Annotated in this window: 11 protein-coding genes and 2 pseudogenes; 5 read left to right on the top strand and 8 right to left on the bottom strand. The window is 62.0% G+C overall.

Annotated elements, in window-relative coordinates; all coding sequences use genetic code 11:
• Together AC3FKH_RS33995 and AC3FKH_RS33990 are read left to right on the top strand one after the other, a co-directional pair.
• Positions 1–2,354: CheR family methyltransferase (locus tag AC3FKH_RS33995; protein WP_488680052.1), on the top strand; the 2,354-nt coding region annotated here is incomplete at its 5' end.
• Positions 2,355–4,115: 1,761 nt separating this feature from the next.
• A complete protein-coding gene (locus tag AC3FKH_RS33990) occupies positions 4,116–4,997 on the top strand; it encodes a lipid A biosynthesis lauroyl acyltransferase (RefSeq protein WP_488680051.1) in 882 nt (293 codons plus the stop codon).
• A 318-nt stretch (positions 4,998–5,315) separates the two neighbouring features.
• Here the strand turns inward: AC3FKH_RS33990 and AC3FKH_RS33985 are convergent, their stop codons facing one another.
• Positions 5,316–5,573: a DUF1488 family protein gene (locus AC3FKH_RS33985; RefSeq protein WP_488680049.1), complete on the bottom strand. Its 258-nt coding sequence runs from the start codon at positions 5,571–5,573 to the stop codon at positions 5,316–5,318.
• Positions 5,574–5,706: 133 nt separating this feature from the next.
• Between AC3FKH_RS33985 and AC3FKH_RS33980 the strand changes: the two are divergent.
• A pseudogene (locus tag AC3FKH_RS33980) lies at positions 5,707–6,802 on the top strand (SAM-dependent methyltransferase); the annotation flags it as partial.
• A gap of 57 nt (positions 6,803–6,859) precedes the next feature.
• Here the strand turns inward: AC3FKH_RS33980 and AC3FKH_RS33975 are convergent.
• The 4 genes and pseudogenes from AC3FKH_RS33975 to AC3FKH_RS33960 all read right to left on the bottom strand — a co-directional run bounded on the left by AC3FKH_RS33975 (position 6,860) and on the right by AC3FKH_RS33960 (position 9,791).
• Complete coding sequence (locus AC3FKH_RS33975) at positions 6,860–8,362, bottom strand: tripartite tricarboxylate transporter permease (protein WP_140949110.1); 1,503 nt, start codon at positions 8,360–8,362, stop codon at positions 6,860–6,862.
• Positions 8,363–8,374: 12 nt separating this feature from the next.
• Positions 8,375–8,494 (bottom strand): annotated as a pseudogene (locus AC3FKH_RS33970) (tripartite tricarboxylate transporter TctB family protein); the annotation flags it as partial.
• A gap of 130 nt (positions 8,495–8,624) precedes the next feature.
• Positions 8,625–9,143 carry a hypothetical protein gene (locus AC3FKH_RS33965; RefSeq protein ID WP_488680047.1) on the bottom strand — a complete coding sequence of 173 codons (519 nt, stop codon included), beginning with the start codon at positions 9,141–9,143 and terminating at the stop codon, positions 8,625–8,627.
• 321 nt (positions 9,144–9,464) lie between these two features.
• Positions 9,465–9,791 carry a hypothetical protein gene (locus AC3FKH_RS33960; protein ID WP_488680045.1) on the bottom strand — a complete coding sequence of 109 codons (327 nt, stop codon included), beginning with the start codon at positions 9,789–9,791 and terminating at the stop codon, positions 9,465–9,467.
• Positions 9,792–10,103: 312 nt separating this feature from the next.
• On the opposite strand from AC3FKH_RS33960, the gene AC3FKH_RS33955 reads away from it, so the two are divergent.
• On the top strand, positions 10,104–10,961 hold the full coding sequence (locus AC3FKH_RS33955; RefSeq protein ID WP_488680044.1) for a transglutaminase-like domain-containing protein: 858 nt from the start codon (positions 10,104–10,106) through the stop codon (positions 10,959–10,961).
• Positions 10,962–10,967: 6 nt separating this feature from the next.
• On the opposite strand, the gene AC3FKH_RS33950 is transcribed toward AC3FKH_RS33955, so the two are convergent.
• The 3 genes from AC3FKH_RS33950 to AC3FKH_RS33940 form a co-directional block, all read right to left on the bottom strand.
• Positions 10,968–11,285, bottom strand: coding sequence for a hypothetical protein (locus AC3FKH_RS33950; protein WP_488680043.1), 318 nt, complete (start codon positions 11,283–11,285; stop codon positions 10,968–10,970).
• A 700-nt stretch (positions 11,286–11,985) separates the two neighbouring features.
• Entirely contained in the window at positions 11,986–13,431 is a 1,446-nt protein-coding gene (locus AC3FKH_RS33945) for an H-NS histone family protein (protein WP_488680041.1), read from the bottom strand.
• Between the two features lie 94 nt (positions 13,432–13,525).
• On the bottom strand, positions 13,526–14,746 hold the full coding sequence (locus AC3FKH_RS33940; RefSeq protein ID WP_488680040.1) for a DNA-binding protein: 1,221 nt from the start codon (positions 14,744–14,746) through the stop codon (positions 13,526–13,528).
• Between the two features lie 373 nt (positions 14,747–15,119).
• Between AC3FKH_RS33940 and AC3FKH_RS33935 the strand changes: the two genes are divergently transcribed.
• The gene (locus AC3FKH_RS33935; RefSeq protein WP_488680039.1) at positions 15,120–15,350 is read left to right on the top strand and encodes a hypothetical protein; all 231 of its coding nucleotides are present in this window, start codon (positions 15,120–15,122) and stop codon (positions 15,348–15,350) included.
• The last annotated feature ends 83 nt before the right edge of the window (positions 15,351–15,433 follow it).

Below are 15,433 nucleotides of genomic sequence, written 5' to 3'. Positions count from 1 at the left end.
GCGGCATCACTGCCATGCAGAAGCTGTTTGAGGGATTCCCTGCGTCGGTCCCCTTTGCACTGGTTGTGCTGCAGCATCTGCCTGCCGGCCAGCCCAGCGGCCTAGCGGACTTGATCGCGAGATGCACCCGCGTGCCGGTCAGAACCGCAGACCACGGGGTCCGACCCGAAGCCAACTGCGTGTACGTGCCGTCGCCGGATCACATTTTGACGCTGGAAAACGGCGAATTTCAAACGAGACCGGCTGAAGGCGGGTCCCGACGCCCCGGCATTGATACGATTGATTCGTTCCTTGAAAGCCTGGCGCTGCGAAATGAGCCACGATCAATCGCGGTCATCCTCTCGGGCACGGGCATGGACGGTACCGCCGGCGCGATCCGGATCCGTCTGGCAGGCGGCGTTGTCATCGTTCAGGATCCGCTCACCGCCTTGCATGACGGTATGCCGAACGCGGTAATTCAACGGGGTATTCACCACCACATCCTCCCCTGTCGGGCCATCGGCCAGCAGCTCATGGCCTGCGTCGATCCTGATTACGTGCGCCCCATGTCATCAACCAATGCGGCCGAAGGAATGTCCGAAGCGCTTGCCCGGATTATCGATCTGGTCCGCCAACGAGCCGGATTCGACCTCAGCGGCTACAAGCCTTCGCCGTTGCTATGGCGTGTCCAGCAGCGGATGGATATGCGTAAGGTTTGGTCCTTCCATGACTATGCTTTGCTCCTTGAGGATGATCTGGTCGAATTGGACGCATTGACACGCAATATTCCGATATACGTAACGGAATTCTTTCGCGATGCTGCCGCATGGGAAGCCTTGCGTAATGACGTGCTCAAACCACTCGTTTCCGAAACCGGGAGCCGGCGTACGTTGCGAGTCTGGACGCCGGCGTGTTCGACCGGCGAGGAGGCGTACTCAGTTGCGATGCTTCTTGACGAAATCTCGCATGAAAGAGGTGAGGCAACCGACTTTCAGATATTCGCAACCGATGCCGCACCAGAGTTGGTGGCCAGGGCCAGTCGTGGTCTTTTCCGCACCGAGTCCATGAGTGGGGTTTCGGATGCCCGGCGGAACCGGTATTTTTATGAAATCGATGGATCGTTTCGCGTCAAACGATTCCTGCGTGAAAAGCTCGTATTCGTTCCGCAGGATTTAATTTCTGATCCACCTTTTGCCGGGCTCGATCTTGTCACTTGTCGCAACCTCTTCATTTACCTGACGCGCGAGACGGTAAAGGACTTGGCTTCTATTTTTCACGGCTCGCTGCGCGAAGGCAGTTTCCTTTTTCTCGGCCGGAGCGAGGCCTACCCTCTCGATGGGGAGGGCTTTGAGCCATTTTCTAGAAAATGGAATATCTACCGCAAGGCTGGTCACGTGGTCACGAAGCTGCCGACAAAGCGGCGATCGGCTGATAACGTAGAGGTGCGGTCCGCGGCAGCACTTCGAGTCGCGTATGAACGATTTGGCATTCCATCGGTGCTGACAGACGAAAAAGGCAATGTCCTGCGTACATACGGCCAAACAAGCGGGATCCTTGGCCTGCCTGCGGGAGAACCTTCACTCAATTTGGCCGATTTGGTCCCGCTGCAATGGACAGCACGCCTTCGGCATGGCATCCGGCAGGCGCTCGACGAACAGCGATCACTGATCCTTACGCCTTTGCAAGCCGGCGACCCAGTGACGGATTCGATCAGCATACGACTTACGCCTCTGCAAACATCCAGCAGTGACGCGTGGAACCGCATGCTAGTGTCATTCATACGGCAGCAGGACGATTCTGATGCGCTCGGCGCAGACAACTCCTCCCTCCTTGGCATTGCCGAGAGCGTCGATTGGAAAGACCAAGCCCGGATTTCCCGCGAAGAAGTGGACGCGTCACATGAAGAATTGCTGGCGCTCAACGAGGAGCTCAAAGCATCTAACGAACAGCTCGCCCGGAGAAACGAAGATCTCGATGGTTCGAACAAGCAATTGCAGGAAAATATCGACCAGTTGGCCATGCAAAATCACGTCCTGCTGTCCGCCGGGATAATGACCGTGTTCCTCGATCCGGATCTGAAGCTTCGATGGTTTACGCCTTCAATGCGAGACGTGTTTCCGCTTAGGTCCGGCGATCTGGGCCGGAGTATCGCCGACCTCGTCCCCATCTTCCACGACGAGACCTTCTACACGGATATTGAGCGGGTGCTTCACGCCAGCGAGCCGCTCGAAGCTGTCATACGCGATGACCACGGCCACTGGTTTCTGCGCAAGGTCTTTCCCTACCGCTCCAAGGCAGACGAAATAGTCGGCGTGGCAATCACATTTATCGACATGGTCAGCCACGGGTGCGACGATCCGCTCACTCGCCATTAGCAAAGCCACCGCTGAAACGGTCCACTGATCATCAATGGCAGGTAGCCATTTCTGGCGTGATGATCGATCGCATCGAATACGGTCGATGCGATGACGATGAGGGGCTGCAAAACGCCACGCAATGCATTCAGAGAGCCATCTCACCAAGACTCATTCGCGTGGCGGCGGCATTAATGCGCAATAGCCTCAATCGCAATTTCGAAAGTCACATGTGAGGGCCCCCTCCTTGATGTCCTCCCTGCCAGAAAAGCGCTCAATGGCCGCTGTTCTTCGGAAGCAGGCGCCGGAGTCGTACGCTGAGGAAGAGGGCTCAACGTAGGGGAGTGTGCAGGCGTGTCCCAACACCCATGTCGGAGAGAACGCGACGGTCCGCGCAGAGGGTGCCGAATTGGTCGCCCGCGCTTCAGTTCGCCACCGGCGGATCCGTCAGCGCGCCAAACTTCGTCGTCCCGTGGGCGAGACTCTCCCGTCAGAATGCGGTCGGCGACAGATCCAAGCCGCCGCTCGAATCGATCGAAATGCGATAACGGATCGTCGAGGCTGGATTGAGCTTTAGCTCCCTCTCCTTCAACCCACCCAGACACATTGCCGAAGTCTGAGCGCCAAGAATGATCGCTCCCGGCTTGGCGTAGAAGCGAGCAACTTCACCCGATCTGAGTCGCCCCACTTCCTTCCCATCAACTGATAGGACTGTATCGCAAGCGCTGCCGTAGAACCCTTGATCTCGGGTCACGACTAACGTCGCAAACTCGCCGGGCGGCGGGCTTTGCAAACCGCTAAGTCTCTCTGAAGGTGCCGGCGTCGCCTCACTCGCCGGTATGGGCGTGGTCGAGCATGCGGACGCCAGCATTGTCACCAAGCAGACAGCACGTGACTCTCCAGAATGCGCCAACCCATTGAGTGTAGGAACAAAGCGATGGTAGCGGGTCGGTTTCCCGTACTTCCGTGAAGACGCGGTTACCCCGCCGTCGTATCGGCGCCACGAATGGTAGGCCTCTCCGTGGCGCGTCTCGCCCGATTAGGTCGTGCTCGGCTCGGCTGCATGTGAAGAGAATGTCTGCAATTCGAAACTGCTGAGTTCACGCGGCACCAAATGAACAGACCAGCTTCATAGGGTCGTCAGATGCCGGAAATCGCGGAATAGCATTCGCAGAGCGCGACAACACGTTCTGTCGGATCCATGGTGACGCCACGCAATCGGCCGTGCGGCCTCGACGTCCGCCAATCAGCCTTGACACCGAACTTCTCCCTGACCTCGATATTGACTGGGCCTTGGCCATTTGCTTGGGCGTTCTTGCACCACGGCTCGCAGCCAGCTCCGTCGGTGCGTGGGTGCGCAGCCTGGGCGCGGTCCTTCGCCCATCTGGCTGCGGCCGGTCTACATTGAAGATCTGCCGTTTGCGGGAGCGGTCATCAATGGTTGTAATGGGTTGTTCAGAGACGGCCGCGGTTTCGCGACGAGCACCTGACCGAGACCCAGCGAGTTTGGGTAGGTCGGCTCTGCACTTGCGATGTCCGACGTTGCCGAAAAGCAGTCCGCCACCAGTCGAGTGGACGAGGGACATCTGGGGACTAGTCCCGCGCGAGGCTTGAGTGACCATTGCTGCTCTATCGTTTCGAGAGAGGGCAACCAGAGAAATCCGACCAAGGCCGCTTGCCGGGTCCATCGACTGCCGCAGGGAATCGGGCCGGCGTGCTACAGTGCAGGTCCGCCAATGTCAGCCGTCCGGCCAGTGTGCCAGAGGCTTCCGCTACCCCCTCATGATCCACAGCCTGATTGCGGCATTGCTTACCCTGCTGCTCAAGGCATTCGCCGTGCTGCCGTATCGGTGGTTTGGCCACATTGGTGCCGCACTTGGTGGGCTTCTCTACAGCATCCCGAGTCGCAGGCGGGACATCGTCCATACCAATCTATCGCTGTGTTTCCCCGATCTGACCGATGCCGCACGGCGCGACCTGGCGCGGCTGCATTTTCGCCACGTCATGCGTAGCTACGTCGAACGAGGCGTGCAATGGTTCGGTGACCGCGATCGCCTCAATAGCCTGATGCGACTGGAATCCGAGATCGACCTGTCCTCGTGCTCGCGCACACCAACGATTTTCCTCGGCTTTCACTTCGTCGCCATAGAAGCCGGCTGCATGTTCTATTCGATGGCCGGCAACCCCGTGACCTCGCTCTACACTCGGATGTCGAACCGTGCCCTTGAAACCATTGCCAAAACGCAGCGCGAGCGATTTGGCGCGGTCATGGTGCCGCGCAATGACAGCGCAAGGCAGGTCATCCAGTCATTGCGCAAGGGTGTGCCCGTCATGCTTGCCGCCGATATGGACTTCGGCCTGAAGAACTCCGTCTTTGTTCCGTTCTTTGGCGTCGCGGCCTGCACACTGATCTCCGTGTCCCGTCTCGCCAGCGTAACAGGCGCCCAGGTGGTGCCATTTACAACCGAGGTTCTGCCCGATTATCGCGGCTACCAACTCCGGGTGTTCAAGCCGCTGCCGGATTTTCCGTCGGCCTGCTCGACGGCAGATGCGGCGCAGATGAACGCGTTTCTCGAAGAGCAGATCCTGCGAATTCCGGAGCAATACTATTGGGTGCATCGCCGGTTCAAGAACCGGCCCGTGGGGGAACCAGCGATCTATTGAACCGCGCCGGACGCAAATCGAGGGAAGCTACGATGAGGCCGAGGCGGTCATCGCTCGCCAGCGTACGAAACTTGTTAAAATGACGGAGCTTCATGCATGGATCACGTCGGGCGGCCACCGACCGTGCTGGCCGCTGACGATCGATTCACTCGCCGGTCCGAACCTTGCGCAGGCTCCACGTACTATTCGCTTCCTCTTGTCACGTTGGACCGGGCGAAATTAGGGGCTCCATCGATCAATGCCGGCCGGAAAGCGGCCGAAATCCTGCCCCCCTCGAATAATGGCAGGATTTCGAACTTCGGTCGCTGGCCAGGCCCCCTAGAAGTCTTCCGACTTGAGAAGCAATGGATTGCCGCGGGACGTCTGCAGCTTCATCCGCGCCACTGCCTCAATTGCGCCGCGATTGGCTTCGAACGTTCCGACAAGATCAGCTCCCAAGATCCCGCCGCCAAAGTGGTCCTGCAAGGCCTCCTGCGAAATGAGACACCGGATGACTTTCCCTTCGACCATTGCGGGGAATGCTACGCAATCGCGATTGAAGTCCCAAGCGCTCCTTCTATCGAACCAAATTTCCATATTCCCCTCCCTTTCGGAGAAGGAATCGTAGCATGACAAAAGAACGCCCCATCCTCTTCTCGGGGTCATCGTACTTCGCACGCAAAGTACGATGACCCCGACAGAGAATCCGCCCCGGTTTTGGCGCGGTCTCCTGGAAGGCGCAGGCATGCTCGAGCCGTCGCGGCGGTTGGCGCTGGTCCGTGGCTGGAAGACGGCCACGTTGGTCGTCAAGAACGGGGAGTTCAGTGCAGCGGACCTTGCCGTCCTGATCGACTTCTGCCGCACCCGTTCGTTCGAGTCGAGTACTATCCCGGCATCCAGCCCGGTCAGGCGAATCGCTACAACGTGCTGGACAAGCCCGGCTTCTTCGACGCCGCGCTTGCCTTGCTCGGACCCGATCGCGATCGGTTCCTGTCCCGCTACAAATTCGACGTGCGACCCGCCACCGATGACAGGCCGTACTTCTTCCACTACTTCAAATGGCGCACGCTGCCTGAACTGCTGTCGCTGAAGGCGCAGGGCGGCCTGCCCTTGCTGGAGTGGGGCTATCCGGTGCCGGTGGCTACGCTGCAGCAGGCCACCGCCGCAGCATTGCTGCTGATCGTGGTCCCGCTTTGGATCCTGCGGCGCCGCCCCAGGCCGCGGACCGTCATGGGTCCTGGCTGCAATGGCGAAGCGATCCAGCGGTTGCTCGAATGGCGAGCCGGCTTCCACTACCTGGCGGTCGGCCTCGGCTTCATGTTCGTGGGATCGCCTTCACCCAGAAATTCATCCTGTTCCTAAGCCACCCGCTCTATGTGGCCGCGGTGGTGCTGTGTGCCTTTCTCTGCTTTGCGGGGCTGGGGAGCCGATACTCCCAGCGCAAGCCCGCGCGCGGTGGCGAAGACCGCAGCAGGCCGCAGGCGGCGCTGGCCGTCAGCGGCATCTGCGCTTGGCCTCGCTGATCTACCTTGTGGCGCTGCCGGCGGCTTTCAGGCTGCTGATCGGGTTACCGGATCCGGCCAGGATTGACATCTCAGCCCTGCTGATCGCGCCGCTGGCGTTCCTGATGGGAATGCCATTCCCGCTGGCCCGCGACGAAACGCTCGTGCCCTGGGCATGGAGTATAAATGCCCACCGCCTCGGTGGTGGCGGCGGTCCTTGCCATACTGGTTGCGATCCACGTCGGAATCACCGCGGTGGTACTGGTGGCGCTGCTCCTGTACCCTAGCGCCGCGCTGCGTGCCCGTAAACGGGGGCCGAGGTGAGCACCGCCTGCCGCTCTCCATTGTGCGGCGGCCCTGCAGCCGGCGCTCTTGTTTTGCTTATTCTTCCTGGAACGCTTCTTCGCGCTTGTTCTTAATCGCCGGCATCGCCACGATCAGCACTAGTGCCGCCGCGGCGATCAACAGGCCCAGCGACAGCGGACGGGTCACGAACACGCTGAAGTCACCACGCGAGAGCAGCAGCGAACGGCGGAAGTTTTCCTCCATCATCGGCCCCAGCACGAAGCCCAGTAGCAGCGGCGCCGGTTCGCACTTGATCTTGATGAAGAGGTATCCGATCACACCGAAGACGGCGGTCTGGAACACGTCGAAGGTGGTATTGCCCACCGAGTACACGCCGATGCAGCAGAACACCAGGATGGCCGGGAACAGGTAGCGGTAGGGCACCTTCAGCAGCTTCACCCAGATGCCGATCAGCGGCAGGTTCAGCACGATCAGCATGAAGTTGCCGATCCACATCGAGGCGATCAGGCCCCAGAACAGAGCCGGGTTGCTGGTCATCACCTGCGGGCCGGGCTGGATGTTGTGGATGGTCATCGCGCCCACCATCAGCGCCATCACCGCGTTGGGAGGAATGCCCAGCGTCAGCAGCGGGATGAAGGAGGTCTGCGCGGCCGCGTTGTTGGCCGATTCCGGACCGGCCACGCCCTCAATGGCGCCTTTGCCGAACTCGCTGGCGTACTTGGAAGTCTTCTTTTCCAGCGAATAGGCCGCGAACGAAGCCAGTGCAGCACCACCGCCCGGCAGTATGCCCAGCGCCGAACCCAGTATCGTGCCGCGCAGTACGGCCGGGATCATGCGCTTGAAGTCCGCCTTGCTCGGCCACAGGCTCGTGATGTGGTCGGTGAAGGTCTCGCGGTGTTCCTTCTGCTCCAGGTTGGCGATGATTTCAGCAAAGCCGAACACACCCATTGCCACCGAGACGAAGTTCAGGCCGTCGGTCAGCTCAGGCACATCGAATGAGAAGCGCGCGGCGCCCGAGTTCACGTCGGTACCCACCAGGCCCAGCAGCAGGCCCAGCACGATCATGGCGATGGCCTTGACCAGCGAGCCCGAAGCCAGCACCACGGCGCCGATCAGGCCCAGCACCATCAGCGAGAAGTATTCGGCGGGACCGAACTTGAAGGCCAGTTCCGACAGCGGCCCGGCGAACGCGGCCAGGATCAGTGTGGACACGCATCCGGCGAAGAAGGAACCTAGGCCGGCAGTTGCCAGCGCCACCCCCGCGCGTCCCCGCCTTGCCATCTGATAGCCGTCGATGGTGGTCACCACCGACGACGACTCACCCGGCAGGTTCACCAGGATCGCGGTGGTCGAACCGCCGTACTGCGCGCCGTAGTAGATTCCGGCCAGCATGATCAGTGCGGCCACCGGCGGCAGCGTGTAGGTCACCGGCAGCAGCATGGCAATGGTGGCCAGCGGCCCGATACCGGGCAGCACGCCGATTAGCGTGCCGAGCACGCAGCCGAGGAAGGCGTAGGCCAGGTTCTGGAAGGAAAGCGCAGTGGAAAAGCCCAGGCCCAAGTTGGATAGCAGTTCCATGTGGTGGTCTCCTTAGCCTGCGATAAAGGCCGGCCAAACCGGCATCTGAAGATTGATGCCATAGACGAAGGCGCCCATGCTGATCAGCACCAGCACCACGCCGTTCAGAAGCGTACCCTTCCAGCTGAACTCGATCCGACCATAAGCACCTGACGAATTAACCGTCAAACTTTCCGGAGGCAGTTCGGGCTTCGCCTTCGTGTTCTGGCTGCGTAACATAGGTTTCCGGGGCCGCATCGGCACGGCCGATCCGAAGCGGCAATCATAGCCATCTGAAATTCGGCATCAGGTCACTATGCTCGTCGACCCCGACGCCGCCCAGTTCATTGATGAGCTGTTTCAGGGCTTCCTTCGATCGCGAATCGCAACTGGCGATCATCAGCAACTGGCCCGGAGCCATTTGCGCATTCTGCCGCCACAGTGCAAGGCGGCCGATCCTGGCGCCGACCAATCCGCCGACCCACCATCCGATCATCGCGCCAAGCATGACAGCACCAACATACGCAACGGCAGTGGCACTGGCGCCGGCGGAAACGCCGTATCTGAAGATGACAAGCGCGCCGACGATCGCGCCGACGAAGATTCCTGTGATCGCCGCCTCTTCCCGGTACGTGGTCTGACCGACGTCGATCCTCGGCAATCCGTCGGCGGGCTGATTGTCGCGCTGGACAAACCACGGCCCTGCGACGAGTGCCGGGGTGCCGGCCAGATCGCCCAGTCGCGCTTGTGCCAGTCGCGCGGCAGCCTTGTCTCTCAGACTGAAATACAGCAGCGTACGCATGAAATTACCTCACGCAATCTCAGTTTCCATTTCCGGCGAGCCGGCGGATGCTTGCTTGATGACTGCGGCCCATGCTCCTGATGGCCCTGGTGCGGGTGCAGGACGGTGACCGCAGGTCTGGCCAGCCTTCGTTGACAGCACGATCCCAGTCAATCAGCAGCGTAATTGCCTGATGCCACCGGGACGCTGCCAATCGCATGACTCCGAATCGCTGGGTGTTTCCCTTCGGCGGCCTGCCCACCTGGCGGTCTCGTAGAAGGCGTGTGACATGTATGGTCCGGTAAGTGGTTTCTGCAGATTCTTTCGGCACGATATCTTCCTTCATCGCTTGCCAGGCTGGCTTAGCGACAGCAGTGTTGAAAAATTGTCACCGTCGCGCGCACTGATCTTCCATTGCCAACGGGTAATCATTTCCACCCATATCGCATTGCTGGAAATTGTTACGGCATCGTCATCACGATGAAAGCGTGGCTCCGCCAGCCTGAAACGCGGAAGCGCAGGAGCAAAGGCGGAGGCCAGCTTTGCAACCGGTCTTGCGGAGAAGAGTCTCCCTCGCCAGACATCGGTTGCATCGATCCCGGCGAAAGACTGACTGACTTGACTACTGGGGGACTGAGCGAACGGCGGTCGCCGCGCGGCATCTTGCATGAATTTTCCAGGGATCCCCGTGAGTGACTTCAGGAGTCACCGGTCCTAAGACGTCATCGAGGGGGAAGGCCCGGAAACGAGTGATAAGCGAACCAGAAGCACCTAGCTACTGAAAACGCTCTGCCTATCAGTATAGGGGGGCGATGCACACCGTCCTAACCCGCTTACAAATTGATCAGGCAGGCGCTGCGCCGCACCTCGGTGCCCGCTGACGCGGACTGTCGCCCGCTTCCGGCGCTACACTGAGATCATAGCCAGAGCCGTTCACGCGGCCGGCACCGTCTCCGCCCCCATGTCGACACCAGGTCAGCAATGAACCGTCTTCGGTACTCGGTAAACCTGTCCTATGAGATCCTGGATCCCACAGGAGACTTTCTGTTGATTGTCGAAGCTGCGAAGACCGCGAGACAGTTCGTTGTCTCCGAACGTCTGGCGCTCACGCCACCGGTTGACGCCGCTCGCTACACGGATCCACTCTGCAACCGCCTGCTCAGGATACGTGCGAACAAGGGCCCGCTGGCCATCCGCTATGAAGCTGTGGTGGACATCGATCATCGCCTGGACGATGGTATGTCACTCACGGAGGTACCCGTCGCCGAACTCCCCTTCGAGGTCCTTTCGTACCTCGCGCCGAGCCGGTATTGCGAATCCGACCGCATGATGGAGTTCGCCATGCGCGAGTTTGGCGGCATGCGCCCCGGCTATTCGCGCGTGTATGCGATTCGGGAGTGGGTGCGCAACCATGTGCGCTTTCTTTCGCGATCCACCAATGAGCGCACCTCGGCGATCGATACGATTGTCGAGCGCACCGGCGTATGCCGGGATTTTTCCCACCTGATGATCGCGATCTGCCGCGCCCTGAGTATTCCCGCCCGTATGTCCAGCAGCGTGGACTATGGCGCAGATCCCGCCATGGGCGCGCCGGACTTTCACGCGGTGGTCGAGGTGTTCCTGTCGGGCGGATGGTACCTGCTCGACCCCTCGGGGGTATCCATTCCGACTGGCCTGCTGCGCATCGGCACCGGCCGCGATGCCGCCGATATTCCGTTTGCCGCCATATTCGGCAAGGTCGAATCGAAGCGGCCCTTTATCGAAATCCAGCCAATGGCCGACTCGGCTGCCGGGATTGGCCTGCCGCTCGCAACGACAAGCGCCATCTCCACCTGGTAAGCGGCATCAGCGCGCCTCGCCTTTCATCCCCTCGATTTCCATGGCGGCATTCCAATCCTCGTATGCCGCAATCGGTTCCATGGCGTCGTCGACAAACGATGCCGCACGTTCCGCGGCAGCCGACGGCCCCAGAAGAACATCTTCCCTGCCACCGTCCTCGGTCTTCGGAGGCAGCAACATGTCTTCGAGCATTCCGCGTAGTTCCGGGGTATCCCATGGCTTGCCAAGCCTCATTTTTCTGTTCCGATAGTGGCGAACCTCCGAGTCTTGCTCGGCGGTAAGTGGCAGGCCTCGGAATGTAGGGCCTGTGTCAGCGTGGATCATGGTGTGCCTCCCTCATCGGTCGGCATTCGTTGAATTCAGAGGTATCGCCCTGCGGTGATTCGTTGCCGGGGGCTTACGACTTCCTCTTGTCGAGACCGTCGTTCCGAACCCGTGACTGAACCGTGCTGAACGGGGTTGCCGGTACGGAAGGCTTCTTGGGTTGCTTCGGCTTTTTCGCTTCACGGTTGCCGCGTAGTTGGCTTTTTGCCATGAGAAACTCCTGCTGAATTGCTTGCCGGCTGGCAACCCTCAGCATACGCGCTTAGTCTTCGGCAAAGGGAATTATTTCGTCCAACCCATATCTTCGTATGGCTCCAGGCGGGCGAGTCATCGGCCGATCCTGCTAGTGGACAGGGCCGCGCCATGGAGGCGGCGCGGCTCACCCACAGGATCCGCGTCGTCATGATTGGCAATGCTTCACAGGATCGAAGGAACTGCGCTCACGGATCCGGCCATCACGGTCATGAGCCCGTAGTCGTCCATCTGCGCCTGGACCCAGCGGATCGCGTCCGCCCGCTCAGTCTTTGCTGTCATCGCTGCCGTCACTGCTGTCGTCCTGGTTGTTAGGCAGCGCTGCCGCCCCCGGCTCGTTGCCCGGCTCTTCCCCTTGGGGTTCCTGCGCAGTGGCCGCCGAACTTCCGGCCTGCCGAGGTTGCCAGGCAGAATGGGGGCGGACCGGCCGCGCCCGCCAACCTGTCGTTCAGGACAAGAGATCGATCAGGAAACGCTCGGGCTTCTTGCCAAGCCACGCGGGAGCCCGACCACGCCCCGACCAGGTCTGGCCCGTCTTGGGGTTGCGGTACCTCGGACGCGGCGCAGCCTTCGTCTTGGTCGGAACAGCACGGGCAGCGGGCTCAACACCGGGCTTGCCCGCAATGTCCTCAATGCTGAGGTCGTACTCCTGCATCCACTGCTGAATTGCCTCCACGGCCTTTGGCACTTCCGTGGCACGTAACTGCTCAAGTTGTGCATTGACCGATGCCAGTTGAGCGAGCAGTGAGGATTGGGACGGGCGTTGGGTTGCGGTAGGCGCTTTTAGTTCCTGTCGCGGCTTCCGGGTTTTCGTCTTCTGAGTCGGCGCTTTCGGGGCAGCCTCCACGCCAGGCAGTGTGATCTGCTTCGGCTCGCGCTTCCGGGTTGGGGTCTCTTGAGTCGTGACTTCCGAAGCGGCAACTTCAGCCAGGATTTTCGGCTTCCGACCGCGCTTCGGGGTCCGCCTCTCTTCCGGCGCAGCTTCCGCAGTGGCAGTTTCCGCGAGCGCTTTCGGCTTCCGTCCGCGCTTCGGGGCCGACGTCTCTTCCGGCGCAGCTTCCGCAGCGGCAGTTTCGGCGAGCGCTTTCGGCTTCCGACCGCGCTTCGGGGCCCGCGTCGCTTCCGGCGCTGCTTCCGCAGTGGCAGTTTCGGCGAGCGCTTTCGGCTTGCGACCGCGCTTCGGGGCCGGCGTCTCTGCCGGCGCAGCTTCCGCAGCGGCAGTTTCGGTGAGCGCTTTCGGCTTCCGACCGCGCTTCGGGGCCGGCGTCTCTTCCGGCGCAGGTTCCGGAGCGGCAGTGTCGGTGAACGCTTTCGGCTTCCGTCCGCGCTTCGGGGCCGGCGTCTCTTCCGGCGCAGGTTCCGGAGCGGCAGTGTCGGTGAACGCTTTCGGCTTCCGTCCGCGCTTCGGGGCCGGCGTCTCTTCAGGCGCAGCTTCCGGTACTGGGGCATAACGCGGTGCTACCGGGGCGGCCGTCTCGGCCCGTTCCTCCTGGGCGGCAGCTTCCATCGGTTCGTCCGTGGCTAGGACTTCAACCGGAGCTTCGGCCACGGCTTCAGGGGTCGCTTCCGAGGCGGTGGCTTCCCTCGATGCTTCCGGTGCCACGTCTGCCGTGGAAGCGACCGGGGCGGTGTAAGGCCGTCGGCGCCGATAGGACACGGTCGCCGTCGGGCCGCTCTCCCGGCTGGTCGACCAGAAGTCCATGCGTCGGGCCTGCGTGTCAGCGCTGCCGCCACGACCACTACCGACGCCTGCATCGCTGGCTTCACCCATGATGGGATCCGCGTCGCGCATCGCCTCAGCGATGGGAAGCTCCATCTGACCAGGTCCGTCCGTCGCCTGGCTCGCAACAACGGGTTCCACCACTTGCTTCGGGGTCAATTTGTTCTCCTTCATGGAAGACACTGCCGGTGCAGACGCTTCCTGATTCCATGGACGGTGAGACCTTGTCTCTTGCGTGTCGTTCGCTTCAGCGGATCGCGTTCCCCGCTCAGTCTTTGCTGTCATCGCTACCGTCACTACTGTCGTTGCCTTCGTCCTGATTGTTGGGGAGCGCCGCCCCCGGCTCGGCGCCCTGTTCTCCGGCCAGCTCATCCTGCTGCGCTTCCCCCTGACCGTCGCCCTGCTCTTCCGGCGCGGTCGCCGCCGAACTGCCGCCCTTGCGCCGCCTTCCCCCACCGCCACCGCCGTCCCGTTCGCGCGGCGCGACGCGCAGGGTGGCCAGCAACTGGCGCGCGAGCGCCGCTTCGGCTTCGGCCCGCTCGGCCCGGCGCTGCGCCGCGGCGAGTTCCGCCTGGACAGCCTCCAGGTCACCCGCGGTCTTGCGCTGCGCCTGCTCGGTGGCCGCGAGTCGCTCGGCCAGCGCCACGGCCTGCGCTTCCCGCTTCGCACGGCCCTCCGCCTGCGCCACCGCGGCATCGCGCGCCTCACTGCGTGCCGCAACCAGTTCGCCACGCAGGTCTTCGGCCGTGCGTTCGCTCTTCTGGCGCGCGGTGCGCTCCTGGTCCAGTTCGCGCAAGCTGCGCCGCTCGCTGGCTTCGGCCCGTTCCTGCGCGAGCGTCACGGCCTCGCGCGCCCGTTCCAGCTCCGTCGAGAATTGGGTTCGCAACGCTTCCAGCTGGCGCCGGCCCGCCTCCAGTTCCGCCCGCCCCGCCTCGAGCCGGGCCTGCGTGGCGGCGTGCGCCTGCCGTTCCGCGGCCAGGTCCGCCTGCACGGTGTCGTGGGCCTGCCGCGCTTGCGCCAGCTGGGCGGCGATCGCCGCGGCGTCCTCGCGCGCGGCGGCCGTCTCCGCGCGCGCCGCATCGCGCTCGGCTTCCGCTTCGCTCGCGGCGTGCCGGGCTTCCGCGCGCAGCGTGGCGAGTTCCGCCGTCGCGGCCTCGTTGGCCGACTGCCAGATGGTCTGGACCGCCTCCGCGGCGATCGACTTGAGCGACTCCGGCAGGTCCGGATGGTCGATGGTCACGCGCGTACGGCCGCGCAACTCCTGCCAGAACGCCTGCAGCACCTCGGCGGGCGTGCCCATGCTGCCCTTGCGCACCAGGCTGTAGAGCTTGTTGGCGGTGGGCGTCACGCCGTAGCGGAAGAACAGCAGGCCGCAGACCTCGCGGTACAGCGCGCGGGTTTCGGGAAAACGGCCGCGCAGCTCGGCAATGTCGCTGGCCATGGCGGCCTGCAGCGTGGCGTCAGTCAGATCGAGGTCGGCGGCCGGCATCGGGAAAAAGTGAGTGAGATTTCTATATATATTACTACGTAATACGTGATTTATACAATCACAATGGCATATTCTTAGACATAACTGCGCTTATGTCTATAATTTTGACATTCTGAGCCCACTGCCCTCGTGACTTGCGCCTCGGCCGACACCCTCGGCAAACGCTGGCAGGAAGGCGATCGCGGCGACGAGGCGCGGCTGACCTGGAGGAACCGGAAGCGACAGCGTCCTTCGATCCGCCCCCCCCGCCAGCGGTACGCTATCGCAACGCGGAAGGGCTGTTCGGGACCGGCCAAGGGGAGATCCCCGCCTGGCTGTGGCGGGCGGGCAATGCGGGGCAGTCGCTGGAATTTTTCCGGGATCGGATAGCGCCTTGAAGAACAAAGCGGGGCACCGGAGTGCTGAAGATCTCAGCAGAATCAGAGGGTTGCCAAGCGATGTGGCGGATTTTTTCCGAATCCCGGGCGACCCTCGAGATCTGGCGGGCAGCCTTCCTCACCGTGAAGCAGTTGCATTGATCTACACCGATGGGGCTTTCCGCCCGCATCTCACGGCATGCTTGCGTATTTCGGGGCGCGTGATCAGCGATTTCGGGGGAACGTGATCACCTGTTTCGGCGGGAAGCTGATCGCTGGTTTCGGCGGAACGTGATCACTTCGGCGACGCCGCCGAAATCGGTGATCACGT

This window comes from Cupriavidus sp. 21MJTG02-4 (assembly GCF_057798975.1).
The sequence above is the reverse complement of the archived record's forward strand: the minus strand, read 5'-3'. Positions and strand labels throughout refer to the sequence as shown.